This window comes from Streptomyces sp. NPDC054770 (assembly GCF_053611985.1).
This window is the reverse complement of record NZ_JBSHBL010000040.1, coordinates 68,264-89,875: the sequence shown is the minus strand read 5'-3', so window position 1 is coordinate 89,875 and position 21,612 is coordinate 68,264. Positions and strand designations below refer to the sequence as shown.

At 70.8% G+C, this 21,612-nt stretch carries 15 protein-coding genes; 6 read left to right on the top strand and 9 right to left on the bottom strand.

Going from position 1 to position 21,612, the window contains the following annotated elements; genetic code table 11:
• Positions 1–18 precede the first annotated feature (18 nt).
• The gene (locus ACWGKQ_RS30305) at positions 19–1,836 is read left to right on the top strand and encodes a hypothetical protein (protein ID WP_453295178.1); all 1,818 of its coding nucleotides are present in this window, start codon (positions 19–21) and stop codon (positions 1,834–1,836) included.
• Complete coding sequence (locus tag ACWGKQ_RS30300) at positions 1,833–4,019, top strand: glycosyltransferase (protein ID WP_453295177.1); 2,187 nt, start codon at positions 1,833–1,835, stop codon at positions 4,017–4,019. The genes ACWGKQ_RS30305 and ACWGKQ_RS30300 overlap by 4 nt, the downstream gene beginning before the upstream one ends.
• A gap of 114 nt (positions 4,020–4,133) precedes the next feature.
• Here ACWGKQ_RS30300 and ACWGKQ_RS30295 read toward each other — a convergent pair whose 3' ends face one another.
• Positions 4,134–4,514, bottom strand: coding sequence for a hypothetical protein (locus tag ACWGKQ_RS30295; protein WP_453295176.1), 381 nt, complete (start codon positions 4,512–4,514; stop codon positions 4,134–4,136).
• Positions 4,515–4,583: 69 nt separating this feature from the next.
• On the bottom strand, positions 4,584–5,600 hold the full coding sequence (locus ACWGKQ_RS30290; RefSeq protein WP_453295175.1) for an acyl-CoA desaturase: 1,017 nt from the start codon (positions 5,598–5,600) through the stop codon (positions 4,584–4,586).
• Positions 5,601–5,821: 221 nt separating this feature from the next.
• Between ACWGKQ_RS30290 and ACWGKQ_RS30285 the strand changes: the two genes are divergently transcribed.
• Positions 5,822–6,127 (top strand): hypothetical protein, encoded by a 306-nt coding sequence (locus ACWGKQ_RS30285; protein ID WP_453295174.1) that lies wholly within the window; start codon positions 5,822–5,824, stop codon positions 6,125–6,127.
• Positions 6,128–6,193: 66 nt separating this feature from the next.
• Here the strand turns inward: ACWGKQ_RS30285 and ACWGKQ_RS30280 are convergent, their stop codons facing one another.
• A complete protein-coding gene (locus tag ACWGKQ_RS30280) occupies positions 6,194–7,555 on the bottom strand; it encodes an MFS transporter (protein ID WP_453295173.1) in 1,362 nt (453 codons plus the stop codon).
• 211 nt (positions 7,556–7,766) lie between these two features.
• Positions 7,767–8,432, bottom strand: coding sequence for a TetR/AcrR family transcriptional regulator (locus ACWGKQ_RS30275; RefSeq protein WP_453295172.1), 666 nt, complete (start codon positions 8,430–8,432; stop codon positions 7,767–7,769).
• Between the two features lie 163 nt (positions 8,433–8,595).
• On the opposite strand from ACWGKQ_RS30275, the gene ACWGKQ_RS30270 reads away from it, so the two are divergent.
• The 3 genes from ACWGKQ_RS30270 (at position 8,596) to ACWGKQ_RS30260 (ending at position 13,463) form a co-directional block, all read left to right on the top strand.
• On the top strand, positions 8,596–9,477 hold the full coding sequence (locus tag ACWGKQ_RS30270; protein WP_453295171.1) for a shikimate dehydrogenase: 882 nt from the start codon (positions 8,596–8,598) through the stop codon (positions 9,475–9,477).
• Positions 9,478–9,582: 105 nt separating this feature from the next.
• Positions 9,583–11,373 (top strand): bifunctional sugar phosphate isomerase/epimerase/4-hydroxyphenylpyruvate dioxygenase family protein, encoded by a 1,791-nt coding sequence (locus tag ACWGKQ_RS30265; RefSeq protein WP_453295170.1) that lies wholly within the window; start codon positions 9,583–9,585, stop codon positions 11,371–11,373.
• A 218-nt stretch (positions 11,374–11,591) separates the two neighbouring features.
• Positions 11,592–13,463, top strand: a complete 1,872-nt coding sequence (locus ACWGKQ_RS30260; protein WP_453295169.1) for an ArnT family glycosyltransferase — start codon at positions 11,592–11,594, stop codon at positions 13,461–13,463.
• A gap of 10 nt (positions 13,464–13,473) precedes the next feature.
• On the opposite strand, the gene ACWGKQ_RS30255 is transcribed toward ACWGKQ_RS30260, so the two are convergent.
• The 5 genes from ACWGKQ_RS30255 to ACWGKQ_RS30235 form a co-directional block, all read right to left on the bottom strand.
• On the bottom strand, positions 13,474–16,341 hold the full coding sequence (locus tag ACWGKQ_RS30255; RefSeq protein ID WP_453295168.1) for a glycoside hydrolase family 2 TIM barrel-domain containing protein: 2,868 nt from the start codon (positions 16,339–16,341) through the stop codon (positions 13,474–13,476).
• 36 nt (positions 16,342–16,377) lie between these two features.
• Positions 16,378–17,244 (bottom strand): carbohydrate ABC transporter permease, encoded by an 867-nt coding sequence (locus tag ACWGKQ_RS30250; protein ID WP_453295167.1) that lies wholly within the window; start codon positions 17,242–17,244, stop codon positions 16,378–16,380.
• Complete coding sequence (locus ACWGKQ_RS30245) at positions 17,241–18,209, bottom strand: carbohydrate ABC transporter permease (protein WP_453295166.1); 969 nt, start codon at positions 18,207–18,209, stop codon at positions 17,241–17,243. Before ACWGKQ_RS30245 ends, ACWGKQ_RS30250 begins: the two co-directional genes overlap by 4 nt.
• A 20-nt stretch (positions 18,210–18,229) precedes the next feature.
• Complete coding sequence (locus ACWGKQ_RS30240) at positions 18,230–19,495, bottom strand: ABC transporter substrate-binding protein (protein WP_453295165.1); 1,266 nt, start codon at positions 19,493–19,495, stop codon at positions 18,230–18,232.
• A 261-nt stretch (positions 19,496–19,756) separates the two neighbouring features.
• On the bottom strand, positions 19,757–21,607 hold the full coding sequence (locus ACWGKQ_RS30235) for a glycoside hydrolase (protein WP_453295164.1): 1,851 nt from the start codon (positions 21,605–21,607) through the stop codon (positions 19,757–19,759).
• Positions 21,608–21,612: the final 5 nt, after the last annotated feature.

Genomic DNA, 21,612 nt, shown 5'->3' with positions numbered 1-21,612 from the left:
CTTCACAAGGACCCGCCGATGCGCCTGACCGATCTGCTCCACCCGCACCTGGACGACGTGACCTCCGTCGTGGACGCGACGACCGGCGGACTGCGTCTCGACCCCTACCTGCACCTGCCGCCCGGCGTCGCACCGGCCCGGCACGAACAGAGCGTCGGCGAAGGGGAGCTGATGCTCCTCTGCTACGGCCCCGACCCCGCCCTGCACGGCGACGAGGCGGACTGCCTGGCCGCACTGGAACGGATGCGGCCCGGCGGCCGCGGCCTGATCGTCTTCGGCCACCCCGGCACCGACCTGCCCTACCACCGCCTCCTCGACGCCCTGGTGGCACACCGCTGCCAGGTGCTGCACGCCGCCTCGCTCGGCTACACGCACCTGCACGCCGGCGCGGTGTTCGCGTGCACCGAGGAACTCCTGCCGCCGCACGACTGGTTCGGCCGCCCGCTGCCGGCCGACGGCTTCGCCACCGCCCTCAGGATCGCCGACGAGTACGTCCTCGCCGACTTCGTCTCCCGCTCCCAGCGGGCCCGCCTGATCGACCTGGAGCGGGCGGCCGAGGAGAGCGCCCGCGCCCTGGAGACCGCCCGCGAGGACGGCCTCGCCGAACGGCTCGCCGCCGCCCTGCGGGACAAGGACCAGCTCTCCTCCGCGCTGCGCCGGGCCCGCGCCCGGACCGGCGTGCTGGAGTCGCGGGTGGCCATGCTGGAGGGCTCCACCTCGCTGCGGGTCGGCAAGGCACTGGTGTCGGCGGCCCGGTCGCCGAAGGCCCGCGTCCCCCGGCTGCCGGGGGAGCTGTACGGGCTGTGGCGGCAGCGGAAGGCCAAGGGCCGCCGCCCCGCCGGAGCCCAGGCCGCCGCTCCCGCTGCCGCGCCGGAGCCGCAGGCCGACGACCGCTTCTACCTCTCCCACCGCGCCCTGTCCGTGGCCCCCCGGGACCGGCTGGTGGTCACCGGCGTCCTCACCGACCGCACCGCCCAGGACTTCGCGGCGGACGCCGTGGTCAGCCGGGTGCTGCCGCACGACGGGCGGCTGCTGGTCGAGCGCACCGACCCGGACGTCCTCCTGGTCCAGCTGAGTGCCTGTGCGGCCGACGCCGGTCCCTGGTCGCTCACCGGCACCGGACTCGCCCCCGACCTGGACCGGCGGCTGGCCGAACTGGTCGCCCGGGCGCGGGGACTGGGCCGTACGGCCGTGCTGTGGCGGGACGGCCCGGCATCGTCCGCCCCGGGCCTGTCCCAGCTGCCCTGGGACGCCGTCCTCGACGGCGACACCGGCACGGCGCTCTTCCGCCTCGACCCGGTCACCGACGGCCGGGACCGGCTCCGGGACGTCTTCCAGCAGGACAGCACCCGGGTCCGGCTGGCCCGGCTCGCCGCGCTGATCGGCGCTCCCGACCCGCTCGCCGAGCGCCGGATCGCCGTGCTCGCCGCGCCCCGGGACGCCACCGACGTGGCCCGGCTCGTCGCCCAGACGCTCGGCCAGCTGCACCGGCCGGCCGAGGTGATCGTCGCCGACCCGGCGGGCCTCGCCCTCGACGAACTCACCGCGGCCTCGGTCGCCGTGCACGCCGGGCCGCCCACCGCACCCTGGGTCGCCGACTGGACGGACCTGACCGAGGACCGCCCCGACACCCTCCTTCTCGACCTGCTCTGCGCCCAGGAGTTCTCGGGCGCCGACGCGGTGGGCCACACCCCCGCCGCCGACGACTACGCCTTCGTACCGGCCCTGAAGCCGCTGCTCGTGCGCCGGACGCTCCTGGACTCGGGCGCCCCGCCGGACAGTTGGTCGCGGGCCGGGCACCGCCTGTTCGCCGTGCGTGGAAAGGAACCGTCATGACCCGCACCCTCCGGGCGCTCGTCTACGGCGACGTGGACCTCAACCTCATCGACGGCTCCGCGGTCTGGGCCCAGTCGACGGTCCAGGCACTGTCCCGCGCCGGCTGCCGGACCCGCCTCGTCCTCAAGGCCCCGGTCGAGACGGGCCGGCTGACCGACCCCCTCGCCGGCCTGCCCGGGGTCACCGTGGTCCGCCCGTACGAGGAGCACCTCGTCCCCGGCCAGGGCGCACACCCCCTCTCGCCCTTCCAGGCCTCGCAGTTGCTCGCCCGGCTCGACACGGAGGAGCGCTGCGACCTGCTGGTGCTGCGCGGCCGGCGGCTGGTGAAGCAGATCGTCGGGGACGGCGCCTTCGACGGCCGCATCTGGGCCTACCTCACCGACATCCCGCAGTCCCCGGCCGAGATGACCGAGGAGGCCCGCGCCGACCTGGCCCGCATCGCCACCGCTTCCCGCCAACTCCTTTGCCAGACCGAGGAGTTGCGCTGCTTCCTGGAGTCCTGGGTGCCGGAGGCCTGCGGCCGCTCGGTACTCTGTCCGCCCGCGGTGCCCGAGCCAGGCTTCCCGGTCCCGGCCCGCAATGGCCTGCACGATCCGGTACGCCTCGTCTACACCGGCAAGTTCGCGCCCCGCTGGAACACCCTGCCCATGACCCGGCTGCCCGCGATGCTCGCCGAACGCGGCATCAGGACCGAACTGCACGCCGTCGGGGACAAGATCCACAAGGACGCCGCCCACCCCGGCTTCGACACCGCCATGGCCGAGGCGCTGCGCACCACCCCCGAGGTGGTCCACCACGGGGGCGTACCGCGCGAGGAGGCCATGCGGCTGGCCGCCGACTGCGACCTCGGCCTCGGCTGGCGCGACGCCTCCCTCGACGCCAGCCTCGAACTCTCCACCAAGGTGCTGGAGTTCGGCTCCCTCGGCCTGCCCGTCGTGCTCAACCGCACCCCCGCCCACGAGGCACTGCTCGGCGCCGACTACCCCCTGTTCGTACCCGGTGGCGCCACCCTCGCGGACGCGGCGGACGCCGTGTCCGTCGCCGTACGCGACACCGGGGCCCGGCACCTGGCCGCCGACCGGTGCGCCGCGGCCGCCCGCGAGTACACCATGGAGGCCACGGCGGCCCGCTGGCGCGGCCACCTCGACCGGGCCTTCCCCGCCGCGCCCGCCGCCGTCGCCACCCGGGCCCGCCCGCTGCGGGTCGGTGTCGCCGGCCACGACCTGAAGTTCCTCACCCGCCTCCTCGACCACCTGCGCGCGCTGCCCGGCCTCGACGTCCGGATCGACGCCTGGCCCGCGCTCGCCCGGCACGACGCCGCCGCCAGCCGCGAACTCGCCGACTGGGCCGATGTGGTGGTCGTCGAGTGGTGCGGCCCGGCGGCGATCTGGTACAGCCGTCACAAGCGGCGCGGCAGCAGGCTGGTCGTGCGCCTGCACCGCTTCGAACTCGACGCCGGATACCCGCGCCAGGTCGACATCGACGCCGTCGACCGGGTGGTGTGCGTCAGCCCGTACTACGCCCGCGCCACCCGGGACCGCACCGGCTGGCCCGCCGCGAAGATCACCACGATCGGCAACTGGGTCGACGTCGACCAGCTCGACCGGCCCAAGGCGCCCGGCGCCCGCCACCGCCTCGGCATGATCGGCATCGCGCCCAGCCGCAAACGCCTGGACCTCGGCCTCGACGTCCTCGAAGCGCTGCGCGCCCGCGACCGGCGCTGGCACCTCTCGGTCAAGTCCAAGCCGCCGTGGGAGTACTGGTGGATCTGGAACAAGCCCGAGGAACGCGAGCACTACGAGGCGATCCTGCGCCGGATGCAGACCTCACCGCTGCTCGAAGGGGCCGTCGTCTTCGACCAGTTCGGCCCCGACGTGCCCAACTGGCTGCGCCGCATCGGCCATGTCCTGTCCACCAGCGACGACGAGAGCTTCCACCTCGCCCCGGCCGAGGGCATGGCCTCCGGCGCCGTACCCGCGCTGCTGCCGTGGCCGGGCGCGGACGAGATCTACGACCGGCGCTGGATCCACGACACCCCCGAGGCGATGGCCGACGCGATCGCCGGACTCGCCGAACAGGAGGACTGGCGCTCCGCCGGGGCGACGGCCCGCGAACAGGTGCGGGAGGGATTCTCGCTGGAGCGGGTGGCGAAGGACTGGACGGAGCTGCTGGTGTCCGGCTGACACGACGCGCTGACCGCGGAGGGGCGGGGTGCCGGATCGGTGACCTGCCCCTTTGCGGCATCCGGCACGGCGATGGCATGGCGGCCTCTTCGTCCCGAAGCCGCCGAGCCCTGTTCATCCGTCCGGCAGGCAGGAGCGGAATCGGTCGAGCAGTTCACGTGCGGCAGGGCTCTCCGCGTCGAAGGTCTGGCCCTGTTGTTCGACAGGAAGAACCGGACCCCACATGCGGGCGCCGTGACAGCGGAAGCAGAAGGCGATCTCGAAGAGCCGATCGGTGGAGCTGTGCGCCCGGATTCCCCAGCCCGGGAGGAAGCAGCGGTACAGCTCGCCTTCCGGTAGGCCGGCGATCAGGGACAGAGCCTGCCGGGCCTGGTCTCCCTCCCAGATCCCGACAGTGTCGCCGGCCAGGTTCTCCGAACTGAGGTGCCTGACGGGGTCGGTGATACGGACGACCTCGATGAGTTCGGTCTTCCCGTGGGCCAGCGGCAGCAGCATGCCCCCAGCCTCCCCGATCGTGACTTCACTGACCAGGGACGGCCGCGGCGGCGCTCGCGGGGGAAGGCGTCAGGCTGACGCCTCCTGCCGGCCGGTCGGGTCGGGGAGCAGGCGGGCTTCCAGTCGGTTCGGGTCCGGCCAGCGGACGTCGTAGGCCCAGCCCAGCTTCTCGAATATCCGGATCAGCCGTGCTGACGGGTCGAGTTGGCCCGGCAGCACCCCGTGGCGTGCGCCCGTGGGGTCGGCGTGATGCGAGTTGTGCCAGCTCTCGCCGAAGGACAACAGGGCGAGCGGCCAGAAGTTGGTGGCCTTGTCCCGGGCGGCGAACGGGCGTCGGCCCGCCACGTGGCAGACCGAGTTCACCGACCAGGTGACATGGTGCAGCAGCGCCATCCGCATCACGCCGGCCCAGAAGAACCCGGTCAGCGCACCGGCCCAGGTGCCGGTGACGAGCCCGCCGACCAGTGCGGGGAGCAGGAGGGAGGCGACGGTGAGCGGTCCGAAGAACCGGCCGACGAGCCGCAGGTCGGGATCGGCGGCGATGTCGGGGGCGAACCTGGCCCGGTTGCTCAGTTCCCGTTTGAGCATCCACCCGATGTGCGCGTGCAGCAGCCCCTTGAGCAGCGCACGCGTGTCGGTTCCGAAGCGCCAGGGCGAGTGCGGGTCGCCCTCGCGGTCGGCGAAGGCGTGGTGGCGGCGGTGGTTCGCCACCCACTGCACCGGCGAGCCCTCCACCCCCAGCGAGCCCGCGACGGCCAGGGCGATGCGCAGGCCCCGCTTCGCCTTGAACGAGCGGTGCGTGAAGAGGCGGTGATAGCCGACCGTGAGGCCGAAGCCGGACACGAGGTAGGCGACCACGGCCATGGTGACGTCCAGCGCCGACAGGCCTCGCCCCCACACCAGCGGCACCGCGACGACCAGGCAGACCAGCGGGCCCACCACGAAGAGCCACATCGCGATGCCCGCCGCCGCGTTCTGCGGAGCGTCGAGCAGCGGTTTGGCCCCGGCCGCGGTCTCGGCATCGCCTTCGCTGAGGGCCTGTTCGGTGACGGTCTGTTCGGGACGGTCGGCTGTGCTCGGGCTCATCGGTTCCCCGCCGTTGCTCGAATCAAGGGTGTCGGACACGGTGACGCCTACGGCACACCATCGCAGCGAACGGCATCCCCGCAGGTCATCGCTTATGTCCAGGGTGTGAACGGTGCGGGACCAAATCGCCTTCGGCGAGGCTCCGGGAGCACTTGATCTCAAGTCCGCTTGAGGTTCTAGGGTCGAGTGCGTTGACGCCGATGCAGGGGAGGGGAACGGTCATGAGGACACTGGTGCTCGGAAGGATGCCCGCCAGGGTGACGGCTGTGCTGGACACGCTGCGTGCGGACGGTTTCGACGCGGAGGGGGTCGGCACCGACGACGAGGCCCGGAAGCTTTTGGAGACCGGGGAGTTCGGGGTGCTGATCATCGGCGGGGGCGTGGGGCCCGACTCCCGCGCGGCGATCAAGGAGCTGGCGACGGGGTCGGGGGTGCGGCGCGTGATCGACGGGGCGCTGGCGGAGCCGTTCGACGCCTACGTGCGGCGGGAGTTCGAGCCGCGGATCCGGGAGGCCGCCGAAGGGTGACGGCCATGGTCCGCCCGGGCACGGGCCCGGGCGGACGCACGCCTGCGCCCTCCTGAAGCAGCCGGCTCAGGCCGTCACGGTCTCCGGCCGGGATGCCTCGCGGGGGGTGCGTGCCCCGAGGTCCTCCGTGGCCAGCCCGTGGGTCTCGCGGGCGGTCAGTGCCGCGATCACCGGCGGTACGCACAGCGCGGCCGTGAACAGCGCCACCGCCGACCAGTCGTCGCCGCCCGGACCCGCGATCTGCGCCGCGAAGGTCACCGCGAACCCGGCCACCGCGAACCCGATCTGGGTGCCGATCGCCATGCCCGACAGCCGGACCCGGGTCGAGAACATCTCGCCGTAGAAGGACGGCCAGACACCGTTCGCCGCGCTGTAGACGATGCCGAAGGCGACGATCCCGAGGATCAGGGTCAGCGCGTAGGAGCCGGTGGAGATCGCCCACAGGTAGCCGAACATCGCCACCGCGCTGCCCGCCGCGCCGATCAGGTACACCGGCCGCCGGCCGATCCGGTCCGACAGCGTCGCCCACGCCGGGATCGCGCCCAACGCCACCACGTTCGCCAGCGCACCCACCCACAGCATCGACGTCCTGGACATCCCGACCGAGTCGCTGGTCGCGTACGCCAGCGCCCACACCGTGAAGATCGTGCTCACCGAGGCGATCAGCGCGCCCCCGATCACCCGCAGCACGTCCGCCCAGTGGTGGCGCAGCAGCGTCACCAGCGGCAGCCGTACGACACCCTCGCTCGCCGCCTGCCGGGCGAAGGCCGGGGTCTCCTGGAGTGTGCGCCGGATGAACCAGCCGGCCACGGCCACCACGACACTCAGCCAGAACGGCACCCGCCAGCCCCAGGACATCAGCTGGTCGTCGGGGAGCTGGGAGACCGCGATGAAGACCAGGGTGGCGATCAGCTGGCCGCCCTGGGTGCCGCTGAGCGTGAAGCTGGTGAAGAAGCCGCGCCGGTTCGGCGGCGCGTGTTCGAGGCTCATGGAACTCGCGCTGGCCTGCTCACCGGCGGCCGAGATGCCCTGGAGCACCCGGCACAGCACCAGCAGCACCGGAGCCAGGCCGCCGACCTCGGCGCGGGTCGGCAGACAGCCGATCAGGAACGTCGACAGGCCCATCAGCAGCAGCGTGAAGACCATGATCTTCTTGCGGCCGATCCGGTCCCCGAAGTGCCCGAGGAACAGCGCGCCGACCGGCCGGGCCGCGTACGCGACACCGAACGTGGCCAGCGAGAGCAGGGTCGCGGTGGCCGGGTCCGACTCGTCGAAGAAGACCTTCGGGAAGACCAGCGCGGCCGCGCTGCCGTAGATGAAGAAGTCGTAGTACTCCAGGGCGCTGCCGATCCAGGCGGCCAGGGCGGCCTTCCTCGGCTGGCCACCGGGTGGTACGGCGGTGGCGGCGGACTGGGCGGGGACGGACACGGCGGTGCTCCTTCGGGGAACTCCAACGTAAGCGGAGTGAGCGGCGGGGGAGAAGGCCGGATCCCAGGGATGACGGGGTCGGCGGTCCAGGGGGCGGGTGCTAATTAACCCACTGGATAGTTAGTCGCGATGGGTACGGATGTTGCGCTCGCGTTTCCCCGGTGTCAAGAGGTCGTGCCGGTGCCGTTCGGCGTCCGTCGCTCCGGCGCGGTCAGTCCGCCGCGCGCTCCGCGGTGAGGTAGGCGATCACCATGTCGCCGAGCATGGCCCGGTAGTGCGCGCGCTGCGCCGGATCCACCAGGTCACGGCCGAAGAGGACACCGAAGGTGTGCCGGTTCGCCACCCGGAAGAAGCAGAACGAGCTGATCATCGCGTGCAGGTCGACGGCGTCGACATCGGCCGTGAACAGGCCGGACTCCTGCCCCGCGGCCAGGATTTGGCGGATCACCTCGAGGGCCGGCGAGCCGATCCTGCCGATCCTCGCGGAGGCGGCGATGTGCTCGGCGCCGTGGATGTTCTCGATGCTGACCAGACGGATGAAGTCCGGGTGCTGCTCGTGGTGGTCGAAGGTCAGCTCGGCGAGCCGGCGGATCGCCGCGACCGGGTCCAGGTGCTCGACGTCCAGCTGCTGCTCGGCCTCGCGGATCACGCCGTACGCGCGCTCCAGGACCGCCGTGAACAGCTGCTCCTTGCCGCCGAAGTAGTAGTAGATCATCCGCTTCGTGGTGCGGGTGCGGGCCGCGATCTCGTCGACGCGGGCGCCGTCGTAGCCGGCCCGGGCGAACTCCTGGGTGGCCACGTCGAGGATCTCGGCCTGGGTGCGGGCGGCGTCGCGGAGCCGCCCGTTGGTCTGTGCCGGTTCGTCGACGCTGGTCATCGGGTTCCTATCGGGTTCCTTCGAGGGGCAGGCCGGTGCGGAGATTGTAGAAGCCCGTGCCGGAGCTGTGGCCGGCCAGGTCTTCCCCTGCCGCGGTCTCCAGTGCTATAGCTAACGTACTAGTTCGTACATTAGCTTTAGCGATGCCGCTCGGGAGGGCCACGTGGCCAAGGACTCGTATCTCGTCGGACTGATCGGTTCCGGCATCGGCCCGTCGCTCAGCCCAGTCCTGCACGAGCGGGAGGCCGACCGGCAGGGGCTGCGGTACCTGTACCGGCTGATCGACATCGACGTGCTCGGCGTGGCGCCGGAGGCCGTGGGGGAGCTGGTGCGGGCCGCGCGGGACCTCGGCTTCGACGGGCTGAACATCACGCACCCCTGCAAGCAGCTGGTCATCGAGCACCTGGACGTGCTCACCCCGCAGGCCGAGGCGCTCGGCGCGGTCAACACGGTGGTCTTCGAGGCCGCCGGCAGGGCCGTCGGCCACAACACCGACGTGACCGGGTTCGCGGCGTCGTTCGCACGCGGGCTGCGGGACGCTCCGCTGGAGAGGGTCGTACAGCTCGGTGCCGGGGGCGCCGGGGCCGCGGTCGCGCACGCGACGCTCACGCTGGGGGCCGAGCGGGTCACTGTCGTGGACGCGGTGGAGGAGCGGGCCGCGGATCTCGCGGGCTCGCTGAACCGGTACTTCGGCGCGGGGCGCGCGGAGGCCGGGACGCCGGACCAGCTGGCGGAACTGCTGGCCGGCGCCGATGGTCTGGTACATGCGACGCCGACGGGGATGGCCGCGCATCCGGGGCTTCCGTTGCCCGCGGAGTTGCTGCGGCCCGAGTTGTGGGTGGCCGAGGTGGTGTATCGGCCGTTGGAGACGGAACTGGTGCGGACCGCACGGGCGTTGGGGTGTGCGGTGCTCGACGGGGGCGGGATGGCCGTGTTCCAGGCCGTGGATGCGTTCCGGTTGTTCACGGGGAGGGAGGCGGACAGTGGTCGGATGCTCGCCGACATCGCGGAGTTGGCCGAAAACTCGGCTGGGCAGGTTGTGTGACTGGTGCGGGCCGGTTGTGGCTGGTCGCGCCCGCGCGGCGGCAGCCGCAGATTCGATACAGCCCCGCGCCCCTAGGTAAGTGCAGTGCACGTGAGGAAAAAGTTCATGCGTACTTCCATTGCCACCGTTTCGCTCAGTGGGTCTCTGACCGAGAAGCTCACGGCCGCCTCCCGGGCCGGGTTCGACGGGGTTGAGATCTTCGAGAACGATCTGCTCGCCAGTCCGCTCTCGCCCCGTGAGATACGGGCTCGGTGCGCCGATCTGGGGCTCACCGTCGATCTCTACCAGCCCATGCGGGACATCGAAGCCGTCCCGGAGGGCGAGTTCGCGCGCAACCTTCGCCGCGCCCGCCACAAGTTCGAGCTCATGAGGGAATTGGGCGCCGACACCGTTCTCGTCTGTTCCTCCGTCTCCCCGCTCGGGGTCGACGACGACGATCTCGCCGCTGAGCAGCTGACCGAACTGGCTGCTCTCGCGCAGGACTTCGGGATCCGTGTCGCCTACGAGGCGCTTGCCTGGGGGCGGCACGTCAGTACGTACGACCATGCCTGGCGGATCGTCGAGGCGGCCGGGCATCCCGCGCTCGGGACCTGTCTCGACAGCTTTCACATCCTCTCCCGCGGGTCCGACCCCAAGGGCATCGAGGACATCCCCGGAGAGAAGATCTTCTTCCTCCAACTGGCCGATGCCCCGCTGCTCGCCATGGACGTGCTCCAGTGGAGCCGGCACTACCGGTGTTTCCCGGGGCAGGGCGGGTTCGACGTCGCCGGGCTCGTGCGGCACGTGCTGCGCGCGGGGTACGACGGGCCGCTCTCCCTCGAGGTCTTCAACGACGTCTTCCGGCAGGCCGAGGCCGGGCCGACCGCCGTCGACGCGCAGCGTTCGCTGCTGGTGCTGCAAGAGGCCGTCGGAGTGGGGGAGTTGCCCGCGCCGGTGGTGCCGACGGGAGTCGCCTTCGCCGAACTCGTCACGCCGGACGCCGAACCCGTCTCGGCGCTGCTCGGAGCCCTCGGCTTCGCCCGGACCGCGCGTCATCGGAGCAAGCCCGTCGACCTGTGGGAGCGGGGCGAGGCCCGGATCCTGGTCAACACCGGTCCCGCCGCCCGCCGCGACGGCACCGGGCTCGCCGCCGTCGGCCTGGAGTCACCGGATCCGCGGGCCGCCGCCCGCCGCGCCGAGGCGCTGCTCGCCCCGGTGCTGCCGCGCCGCCGCGCCCCCGAGGACGCCCCGCTCGACGCGGTCGGCGCCCCCGACGGCACCGAACTGTTCTTCTGCGCCACCGGCCGCGACCCCGAACTCCCGGACTGGCGCGCCGACTTCACCGAGGTGCCGCACGCGCCGGGGGCCGCCCCGGCGCGCATCGACCACCTCGCGCTCGTCCAGCCCTGGCACCAGTACGACGAGGCGGCCCTCTTCCACCGCAGCGTCCTCGGCCTGCACGCCCAGGACAGCGTGGACGTCGCCGACCCTTACGGACTGCTGCGCTCCCGCGCCGTCACCAACGGCGACGGCAGTGTCCGGATCGCCCTCGGGGTCGGCGCGGCCCCGGCCGACGACACCCTGCACGCCCAGCACATCGCGCTGGCCGTCGAGGACGTGGTCGCCGCCGCCCGGTCCTTCCGTGCGGCCGGCGGTGATCTGCTCCCCATCCCCGCCAACTACCACGACGACCTCGCCGCCCGGTACGAGTTCGCCGACGGCGAGCTGGACACGTACCGCGAGCTCGGCATCCTCTACGACCGCGACGCGGGCGGTGTCTTCCGGCACTGCTACACCCGGACGGTCGGACGGATGTTCTTCGAACTGGTGGAGCGGGATCCCGGTTATCGCGGATACGGCGCCCAGAACGCCCCGGTGCGCCTCGCGGCCCAGCACGCCGGGCGGCCGGCCCGCTGAACCGGGGCCGGGTCCGGGTGAGCTTGCAGTGAGAGGCCGGTGAGACACAGGCAGGGTTCAGGATCCTTACAGCTTCCACGACCGATACTCACGAACATCCTGAATGTTCCTTGACGTTCCGGATGTGACGTTCGTCGAGATCCAGTCGTCCTAGAGGCCGTAGAAATCCAGGGCGTTCTGGAAGTCCTGGATACCGGGAGTCCTGGAGGCCGTCCGCGATGCCGAGCCCTGTCAGTGCCGAGCCGCTCGTCCGTGCCGAGGGGCCGCCGCCCTCGCCGCCCCGGGCGCGGAGCCGTACCCTGCGCTACGAGCGCCCGATCCTCGCCGGCATCGCCACCGTCGCCGCGCTGCTCTTCTTCTGGGGCATCGGGCACAGCGCCTACCACGCCTTCTACGCCAGCGCGGTCCGCAGCATGACCGACAACCCGGTCGCCTTCCTCTACGGCTCCTTCGACCCGGGCAACTCCATCACGCTGGACAAGCTGCCCGGCTTCCTGTGGCCGCAGGCCCTGTCGGCGCTGGTCCTCGGCTTCCACCCGTGGTCCCTGGTGGTCCCGCAGGCACTGGAGGGCGTGGCCTCGGTGGTCCTGCTCCACGTGGTGGTACGACGCTGGGCCGGGGTCCCCGCCGGGCTGCTGGCCGCCGCCTTCCTCACGCTCACCCCGGTGACCGTGGGCCTCGGACGTTCGGTCACCGAGGACGCCCCGTTCGTCCTGCTGTTGCTGCTTGCCGCCGAGGCCACCCAGCGGGCCACCGCCCAGGCCCGGCTGCGCACCCTCGTCCTGGCGGGCGTCTGGGTCGGGGTGGCCTTCCAGTGCAAGATGCTGGAGGCCTGGGCGGTGCTGCCGGCGCTGGCCGTGACCTATCTGGTGGCCGCTCCCACCACGTTGTGCCGCCGGATCCGGGACCTCGCCGTGTCCGGGGCGGTCATGCTGGCGGTGTCCCTGTCCTGGATGCTGGCCGCCGGCCTCACTCCGGCCGCCGCCCGCCCCTACCTCGACGGCACCACCGACAACTCACCGATCGCCCTGGTCGTCGGGTACAACTTCCTGACCCGCTTCCAGGCACTGGGCATCGACGCGGCGGGCACCGGCAGCATCGTCGCCGACCGGGCGCACGGCAGGGCGTCGGTGGGGATGGGGGACAGCGTCTGGAAGATGTTCAGCCCCGGGCTGGCCAGTCAGACGGGCTGGCTGTACCCACTGGCGGCGCTGGGCCTGGCCGCCGGGCTGGTCACGCTGTGGCGTCGCCGCCCGCAGCGCACCGATCCCTTCGTGGCCGGATACCTGCTCTGGGGCGTCTGGCTGGTGACGTTCTTCCTGGTCTTCAGCTTCGGCAGCGTGACCGGACACACCTACTACATGGGCGTGGTGGCGGTCGGCCTGTCGGCCCTGGCCGCCACTGCCGTGACCCGGGTGCGGCGCCGGAGCGTGCTGTGCGCGGTCCTCGCCGTCAACGTCGGCTGGTGCGCGGCCCTCACCCTGTACTACCCGCGCTTCTTCACCTGGTCGGTCGCTGTCGCCGCGGTCCTGGCCCTGCCGGCGCTGGTCCTGTTCGCCGTCGGCGGGTCGCGTCCGCGCCGGACCGCCCTGGCCGTCGCCCTCGCCGCGGTCCTGGTCGTGCCCACGGTCTGGTCCGCGTCCGCGACCTCCCTGCGCTACAACCAGCCCGGCGGCTTCGGCCGGATCGGCCCGGGCAGCATCGCCACCCGCAACGGCGCCTCCGCCCTGAACCCGGCCCAGCAGCGCGTCCTCGCCTACCTCACCGCCCACCGCGACGGCGCCCGCTACCTGGCCGCCGTGCCCCGCTGGCAGATGGCGGCACCGTACATCCTCTCGGACAACGCCTCCATCCTCCCGCTCGGCGGCTTCACCGCCCATGTGCCGTACCCCGCGCCCGGCACCTTCCACCACCTGATCGACACCGGCCGGCTTCGCTACGTCCTGCTCTCCGCGGCCGACCTCACCCACCGGGCCCGGGGCGCGAAGACCCCGGGCCGGGCCTTGATCCGCTGGGCCATCGGCCACTGCTCACCGGTCCATGTCGCGCGCTACACCCTGTACCGCTGCGGACCGGGCCACGGAGGGTGACCGCGCCGGATCAGCCGATCTCCGAGAACACGAAGGAGAACTCGGCCGGTCCGGCGTGGAGTTGGTACTGCGGCAGGACGCCCGGGCCGCAGGACTGCGAGCCGATGCCGTGCTGGCCGTGGTCCAGGTTGACCCAGACAGTGTCACCTGCGACCAGATCGGTACGGTGCGCCGCCGCGTCCAGTTGCTCGGTGGTCCAGCGGCGGGCCGTGAACCAGAACTCCGGGTCGCCCTCGATCCGCAGGCCGCCGATCTCCGCCCAACGGACGTCCGCGCGGGCCCCGTTCTCCTGCGGGCGGAGATACGGCGTCTGCATGTCGTCCACCGTCGACTGCCAACGGCCCACTACAGACGCCGCCTTGGTGTCCGGATAGGCCTCGCCCGGCCCGCCGCCGAACCACCGCACCCGGTCGGCCGCCGCCAGCCCGAAGCGGACGCCGAGCCGGGGCAGCGGCACCGTCCAGTCGCCGTCGGGGGCCACGGAGACGGTGAGCCGCAGGCGGCTGCCGTCCGTGGTCCAGCGGTAGACCGTCACCAACCCGAACTCCCAGGCCGCGGGCGCCACCCGGGTCCGCACGGTCAGGGCATCACCGCCCGGCTCCACCGCGTCCAGGCGGTGCCGCATGCGGTGCAGACCGAACTTCCGCCACAGGGCGCCGTAGCGGATGTCGCTCTGCCAGGCGGCGCCCTCGTCGTTGTCGGTCGTCGCCCGCCACACGTCCAGCCGCGGTCCGGTCACCGCCACCGAGCCGATGCTCCGCAGCGCGCCGCTGCGCGCGTCGAAGACGGCCGGGCCGAGGGTGATCGGCCCGTCGCCGGACACCACCGGTCCGGCGGAGGCCGCGAAGGACGTCAACTTCCGTCCCGATACGGGGAACTGGCCCCAGGCCACCACATGGCCCCGCGGCCCCCAGGCGGTGTCCGCCGCCAGCAGGGCCCGTACCGTCCACTGCGTCTCGCCGCTGCCGGAGGCGACCGGCGGCTCCGGCAGCTTCACCTCGGCCGACTCGCCGGGCGCCAGCGCCGGTACGGCCAGCGGGCCCGACTCGACGGTCTCGCCGCCGACCTGGTACGACCACTCGAAGTCCAGCGCGGACAGATCGGCGAAGTCGTGCTTGTTGGTGACGTGTACGGTCCCGTCCGCGGCGTCGCCCTCGATGCGGACCGGCTCGATCACCTTCTTGTACTCGACCAGCCCGGGGGAGGGCCGCCGGTCCGGGAAGACCAGGCCGTCGCAGACGAAGTTCCCGTCGTGCAGTTCCTCGCCGAAGTCGCCGCCGTACGCGTAGCCGTAGCGGTCGTCCTCGATGCCGTGGTCGATCCACTCCCAGATGAAGCCGCCCTGGAGCCGGTCGTACGACTCGAAGATCCGCTGGTAGTCGGCGAGGCCACCGGGGCCGTTGCCCATCGCGTGCCCGTACTCGCAGAGAATGAGGGGGAGTTGACGGCGCTTGTGGGTGCCGCCGTCCAGGCCACGGCCGATCCGCTCGACCTCGGCGTGGTCGGCGTACATCCGCGAATACACGTCGGTGTCACGGCAGTCGATGTCACCCTCGTAGTGCACGAGTCGCGACGTGTCCCGGCCGTGGATCCACTCGGCCATCGCGGTCAGGCCCCGCCCGGTGCCCGCCTCGTTGCCCAGGGACCAGATGACCACCGACGGGTGGTTCTTGTCGCGCTCGACCATCCGGGCGGCCCGGTCGAGCAGCGCCGGGGTCCAGCGGTCGTCGTCGACCGGGTTGTCCCGCCAGGACTGCTCGGTGAAGCCGTGGGTCTCCAGGTCGCACTCGTCGATCACCCACAGGCCGTACTCGTCGCACAGGTCGAGGAAGGCCGGGTGCGGCGGGTAGTGGGAGGTGCGGACCGCGTTGATGTTGTGCCGCTTCATCAGCAGCACGTCCGCCCGCATGGTCTCCAGGTCGAGGGCGCGGCCCCGCTCGGGGTGCCACTCGTGCCGGTTGACGCCCTTGAAGAGGAGAGGCCGGCCGTTGACCTTGATCAGACCGTCGGCCAGCTCCACCGTCCGGAAGCCGATGCGCAGCGGCACCCGCTCGCCCCCGGTGGCCAGCACACCGTCGTACAGCCGCGGAGTCTCGGCCGTCCACGCCTCGACCGGCACGGACGCCGACTCGCCGGTGGCGATGTCGATGCCCAGCTCCGGCACGGTGACCCTGCCGTCCACGTCGGAGTCGACGCGCAGCGTGCCCGCGCCGGTGACATGGTCGTAGGAGGCGTGCACGAAGAAGTCGAGGACGCTGCCGGCCGGGCGGTGCAGCAGGGTCACGTCCCGGAAGATGCCGGGCAGCCACCACTGGTCCTGGTCCTCCAGGTAGGAGCCGGCCGACCACTGGTGGACCCGGACGGCGAGCACGTTGCCGGCCGGCTCGAGGAGATGGCCGACGGCGAACTCGTGCGGCAGCCGGGAGCCCTTGAACTCGCCGATGTCCGTGCCGTTCAGCCATACCCGGGCGCAGGACTCGACGCCGTCGAAGCGCAGCACCGTCCCGCCGTCCGCCGGGTCCCAGCCCGCGGGCAGGTCGAAGAACCGAAGGTGGTCACCGGTGGGGTTCTCGGTCGGGACCCTCGGCGGATCGACCGGGAACGGGTAGAGGTGGTTCGTGTAGATCGGTGCGCCATGCCCCTGGAGCACCCAGTGCCCCGGGACCGAGACCTCCGCCCAGCTGTCGGCGTCGTACCCGGGCTCGGCGAACGAGTCGTCCTCGGCGTCCGCCGTAGGCGACAGCCGGAAACGCCAACTGCCGTTCAGGGAGAGGGAAGCGGCGTCCGAGGCGGGATACCAGGCGCGGGGCGGCAGGGCCCCGGAGCCCGGTGAGACGTCCTCGACGTAGTCGACAGCCGTGGCAGAGCGGAAAGTCATCGGTCTCCAGGTCTTTCGAGGTGTGTTCGAGGCGGGTCAGCCCTTGATACCGGTCTGCGCGATCCCCTGGACCAGCCAGCGCTGGAGGAAGAGGAAGACGAACACCAGGGGCAGGATGGAGATGGCGGTGGCCATGAAGATCAGGTGGAAGTTGACGGTCTGGTTGGTCATGAAGGACGAGAGCGCGATCTGCACGGTCCAGGAGCTCGGGTCCTGGCCGATGACCAGCGGCCACAGGAAGGAGTTCCAGGCGCTGATGAAGGTGATCGTCGCGATCGCAGCGAAGAAGTTCAGCGAGTTGGGTACGACGATCCGCCAGTACGCGCCCCAGTAGCCGAGCCCGTCCACGCGTGCCGCCTCCTCCAGTTCCTTCGGGAATCCGAGGAAGTACTGCCGGAAAAGGAAGCAGGTGAAACCACTGAACAGGCCCGGGATGATCAGACCGCGGTAGGTGTCCACCCAGCCGAGGGACGAGACCAGCACGAAGCTGGGCACGAAGGTGACGGCCGTGGGGACCATCAGGGTCGCCAGGACCGCGTAGAAGACCTTGTTGGCGTGCCGGTACGGGATGCGGGCCAGGCCGTAGCCGGCCAGGGAGCACACCAGGAGCGTGCCGACCGTGGTCAGGACGGCGACGACCAGCGAGTTCACCATGGAGCGGCCGAACTCGACCGTGGGGTCGTCGAACAGCTCGGAGATGTTGCCCCACTGGAAGGAGGGCAGCAGCTTCCAGTTCTCGCCCGTGATCTCCAGGTCCGTGGAGAGGGCGTTGCGGACGATCAGGTAGAAGGGGATCAGGAAGAGCAGGGCGGCGATGCCGACGGCGACGTACAGCCCCGTGTTGCCGAGGACGCCCCCGCCCTTCCTGCGCCGCTTGCCGACCTGAGGTGCGGTGGTGGTCACTTGGACTCATCCCCCCTTCCGAATCCCATGAACTTGCCCTGGACCAGGGTGACGAGACAGATGAGAAGCGACAGGATTACCGCGCCGGCGCTGCCCGCGCCGTAGTCCTGGCTGGTGCCGAGGGCCGTCTTGTAGAGCTCCATGAGCGGCGTCTGCGCCCAGGTCGCCTTCTGCCCGACGATGTTGAAGAACTCGTCGAACGCCTGGTAGGCGGCGATGAGCAGCAGCAGGATCACCGCGGTCGAGGTGGCGCGCAGTTGCGGCAGCGTGATGTACCGGAAGGTCTGCCAGCCCCGCTTGGCGCCGTCGATGGCGGCGGCCTCGTACAGCTCGGCCGGAATGTTCTGCAGCGCCGCCAGGAACAGGATCATGTAGAAGCCCGACTGGATCCACAGCCGCAGGGTCACGATGACCAGCCAGTACCAGGGCGGAGTGGGGTTGGACATCCATGCGATGGTGTCGGCGCCGAACCAGCCGATGACCGTGTTCGCGAGTCCGAAGCGGACGCCGCTGAAGATGGACATCTTCCAGATCAGGGCGGCGGCCACGTACGAGACGGCGGTCGGCAGGAAGAACACCGAGCGGAAGAACGCCCGCATGAACCGCAGCTCGTTAACGAGCAGCGCGAGCCCGAGGGACAATGCCCAGGTGGTCGGCACGATGAACGCGGCGAACACGGTGAACGTCAGCAGCGAGTCGGGGAAGCCGCTGTTGGTGAGGATCTGCTTGTAGTTGTCGAAGCCGATGAAATGGCTCGGCGTGACGGTGTAGCGGGCGTCGAAGAAGCTGAGCCAGACGCTCCAGCCGATCGGCACGATGACGAAGATCGCCAGGCCGATGAGGAAGGGCCCGGTGAAGAGCCAGAAGTTCACGGTCGGGTTGCCCCGCAGGCCCCGCCGCGGCCGGGCCGGGGAGGCCTTGGCCGGGGCGGGCTGGGCGACCCCGCATGTGGTGGTGGTCGACATGTCGTGGTCTTCCCGGCGGCCTATCCGAACAGCTTCTTGAGCTCGACGTTGACCTTCTTGTCGCAGGTGTCGAGCGCCGCCTCCGGGTCGCCGTTCTTGCGGACGGAGGACGCGATCACGTCGGCGAACGCGGTCTGCATCGTCTGGTCGTAGGCGATGTTGTCGAAATGCCCGTAGTCGGTGAAGAGCTTCACGCCCTCGGCGGCCAGGCCGGACTTGAGCTTGGTGGCCGCGCCGGCGATCGAGGTGCGCGGCGGGATGTGGAAGCCGTACGAGGTGGCCCAGTCCTCCTGGTACTGCTTCTGGTCGATCCACAGCCACTTGACGTACTCCTTGGCCGCGTCGACGTTCTTGCCCTTGGCGTTGACGAAGATCGACCAGCCGCCGTTGTAGACGGACAGCTTGCCGGCGCTGCCGATCTTCGGGAACGGGAAGATGCCGAGATCGTCACCGAGGGCCTTCTGCATGGCCGGCATGGACCACATGCCGCCCCACTGGATGGCACACAGGCCCTGGTTGAGCGAGGACGGGTCCCAGAAGTCGGTCGGTGCGTCCAGGAGCACGTTGCCGCTGGTGAACAGCGTGCGAAGCTGCTTGAGACCGCCGATGACGCCGTCCGTGTGGTAGGCGATCTCGTTCTTGTCGTTGATGGTGTCGGCGCCCGCGGACCAGATGATGGGGTTCTGGATCGCGCTGAAGTCGTTGCCGAGGAAGACGCCCTTGACCTTGCTGGTGGTGAGCTTGGCGGCGGCCTCCAGCAGCTCGTCGAGCGTGGTCGGCACGTCGACCTTGGCCTTCTCCAGCATCGACTTCCGGTAGTAGAAGAACTGCGGGTCGTCGATCATCCGGATCCCGTAGATCTTCCCGTCGACCGTGTGGGAGTTGATGTCGTTCGGGTTGAAGTCGTCCTTGACCGGGTCGATGATGTCGCTCAGGTCCGCCACCTGGCCGCTCTTGACGAGCTGGAGCTGCGGGTGGAACTCGAAGACGTCGGGCGCCTTCTTGGTGAGCAGCGCCGCGAAGAGCGCGGACTCGAAGTTGTTGCCCGTGATCCAGTTGGTGCTGACGTCGGCCTTCTTGTACGCCGCCGCGTACCGCTTGAGGGCCTGCTCCGTCCCCGCCTCACCGTAGGCGTGGAAGTACTGGGTGAGCTGGGTGCCCGACCCGCTGCCCCCGCCCCGCCCGTTGTTGCTGCCGCACGCGGCCAGGGTGCCGGCAGCGGCCATGCCCGCGGCCGCCCGGAAGAGAGACCGGCGGGACCAGTTGTTGTTGCTGAGTGCCGACATGCTGACGTCCTTGTCTGTCGAGTGCGGCTGCGGCGCTGTGGCCGTGAGAGGCCCTGAAAACCTCGGCTGGCCAGATGGCTGAAATTGCGTTGCGGAGCGGGACGTTAACCTTCGGCTAATGCTTCGGCAAGAGGTTGGACGAAGTCTGCGTGAAACGTTGTACCCGGTTCGGGATGACGAACGGGTGGGAAAGCAGGGTGAGTTGAGGGCCGCCGGACCAGGGGGTGGCCGGCGGCCCTCGGTAAGGGCGGTGAGGTGCGGTTACTGTCTGGTCCAGACCTCGTTCGTGCCGCTGTTGCAGCTGTAGAGGATCACCTTGCCGCCGTCGGCGGTGGCCTGCCCGCTGACGTCCAGGCACTTGCCGGACGCCTCGCTGAGGATCTGCCCGTTGGCGTTGAGCAGCCAGTGCTGGCTCGCGTCACCGGTGGGGTCGGCGGTGGCGGTCAGGCCGGATCCGGAGGCCGTCAGATAACCGTTCGCGCCCTTCAGGGTGCCGTTCGCGTCGTACGACCAGGACTGGTCCGCCGCGCCCGTGCAGGTGGCGATCGAGGCCCCGGAGGCGTCCGCCGTCAGGCACTTGCCGGACTGCTTGCCCGCCAGCGCGCCGGTGACCGCCGAACTGCCGTGGCCCTTCTGGTCGAAGACGTACGTCGTGATGGAGCGGGCCGCCAGCGTCGCGGAGACCGTACCCCCGCTCACCGACGGTTTCGCCACGTCGGCCCAGTCCTCGGTGGCCGACGTGCGCACCGCCTCCCTGGCCCGTACCGGTGCCGCGCTGTTGAAGTGCAGACTCAGCGGGGTGTCGGTGGTGTTCTGGTTGTTGACCACGACCACCCACTTGCCGTCCTTGTCGTAGGACGACACCTCGACCCCGTCCGGTGCCCCGGTCACGTTGTGCGCGACCGAGCCGGGTTTCACGAACTTGCTGTACTGGCCGAGCGCGTAGTACCGCTTGGTGAAGTACAGCGTCTGGTTGCCGTCGGTGGCGTAGTCCGGGTCGTAGTAGATCAGGCCGTCGTTCCAGCCCTCGTCGTTCTTGGTGTACGGGTCGCTGCCGTACCCGCTGGCGAGCGCCACCCACCACTGGAAGGCCGAGTCGTGGGCGCTCGCGAAGTCCTTGTAGATGATCCGGGACATCAGCAGGGCGTTGTCGATGGACGGGTCGTACTCCTGGTTCCAGCCCGTCGAGCCCTTGCCGAAGCAGCAGATCTCGGAGGCCCAGGACGTCCTGCCGGCCGTCTTCGCCGTCTCGTAGACGTTGCCGAGCTGGCCGTCGGTGGGGTTGTTGTACGTGTGGTGGGCCAGCTTGGACACGTACTGCGCGGTGCCCGGCTGGGACAGCCACTGCGGGACCTCGGTGCCGAACAGCACGGTGCTGCTGGACTCGTCGGCGATGATGCCCGTCTTCTGGTGCCGGGCCTGCTGCTCGGCGCCGAGTGCCCGCACGATGTCGTCGCGCTGGTCGACGGTGACCTGCATGCCCTCCTGGCCGCACGAACCGAAGTCGTTGTCCGGCTCGTTGAAGGGGCTGATGTAGTCCAGTTTCACGCCCTGGCGGGAGAAGTGGTCCGTGACGTCGGCAATGTACCTGGCGTAGGCGGTCTCGTCCTCCGGCTTCAACTGGCCGCCGCAGCTCTGCCCGTTGGTGGTCCACTGGGCGGGCGCGCTGTTGACGAAGCCGATCAGGTCCTCGACACCGTACTTCGCGGCGTACTCGAGGAAGGCCTGACCGCCCTTGTCCCTGCTCCAGTCGTAGGAGCCGTCGGCGTTCAGGAAGTCCTCGGCGGCGCGCGCCGGGGTGGTGACGGCGACCCCGCCGCCGCCGATGTTGTAGCGGTACGAGCTGAGGTCCAGGCCCTGCTTGGAGAAGAGCAGCTTCGCCACCCGGGCCTGGACCTTGGGGGAGAAGTTCTGGAGGTCGTTGACCCACCAGGCGCCCGAGGCGCCGATGTCGTCGATGGTCTGGGCGGCGTGCGGGGAGACCTCGGCGGCGGAGGCGGTGCCGGTGGCGGCCGAGGTGGACGGGGCGGATATCAGGGGTCCGGCGACGGCCATCACTGCCGCGGCCGTCAGGAGGGCCGATCTACTGCGGTGGGGGTGAGACACGTGCATCCCTT

Excerpts from the sequence above, each read along its gene's own strand:
- ACWGKQ_RS30305 (WP_453295178.1), top strand. The coding sequence starts at position 19 with ATGCGCCTGACCGATCTGCTCCACCCGCACCTGGACGACGTGACCTCC.
- ACWGKQ_RS30300 (WP_453295177.1), top strand. The coding sequence starts at position 1,833 with ATGACCCGCACCCTCCGGGCGCTCGTCTACGGCGACGTGGACCTCAAC.
- ACWGKQ_RS30295 (WP_453295176.1), bottom strand. The coding sequence starts at position 4,514 with ATGCTGCTGCCGCTGGCCCACGGGAAGACCGAACTCATCGAGGTCGTC.
- ACWGKQ_RS30290 (WP_453295175.1), bottom strand. The coding sequence starts at position 5,600 with ATGAGCCCGAGCACAGCCGACCGTCCCGAACAGACCGTCACCGAACAG.
- ACWGKQ_RS30285 (WP_453295174.1), top strand. The coding sequence starts at position 5,822 with ATGAGGACACTGGTGCTCGGAAGGATGCCCGCCAGGGTGACGGCTGTG.
- ACWGKQ_RS30275 (WP_453295172.1), bottom strand. The coding sequence starts at position 8,432 with ATGACCAGCGTCGACGAACCGGCACAGACCAACGGGCGGCTCCGCGAC.
- ACWGKQ_RS30265 (WP_453295170.1), top strand. The coding sequence starts at position 9,583 with ATGCGTACTTCCATTGCCACCGTTTCGCTCAGTGGGTCTCTGACCGAG.
- ACWGKQ_RS30260 (WP_453295169.1), top strand. The coding sequence starts at position 11,592 with ATGCCGAGCCCTGTCAGTGCCGAGCCGCTCGTCCGTGCCGAGGGGCCG.
- ACWGKQ_RS30255 (WP_453295168.1), bottom strand. The coding sequence starts at position 16,341 with ATGACTTTCCGCTCTGCCACGGCTGTCGACTACGTCGAGGACGTCTCA.
- ACWGKQ_RS30245 (WP_453295166.1), bottom strand. The coding sequence starts at position 18,209 with ATGTCGACCACCACCACATGCGGGGTCGCCCAGCCCGCCCCGGCCAAG.
- ACWGKQ_RS30240 (WP_453295165.1), bottom strand. The coding sequence starts at position 19,495 with ATGTCGGCACTCAGCAACAACAACTGGTCCCGCCGGTCTCTCTTCCGG.
- ACWGKQ_RS30235 (WP_453295164.1), bottom strand. The coding sequence starts at position 21,607 with ATGCACGTGTCTCACCCCCACCGCAGTAGATCGGCCCTCCTGACGGCC.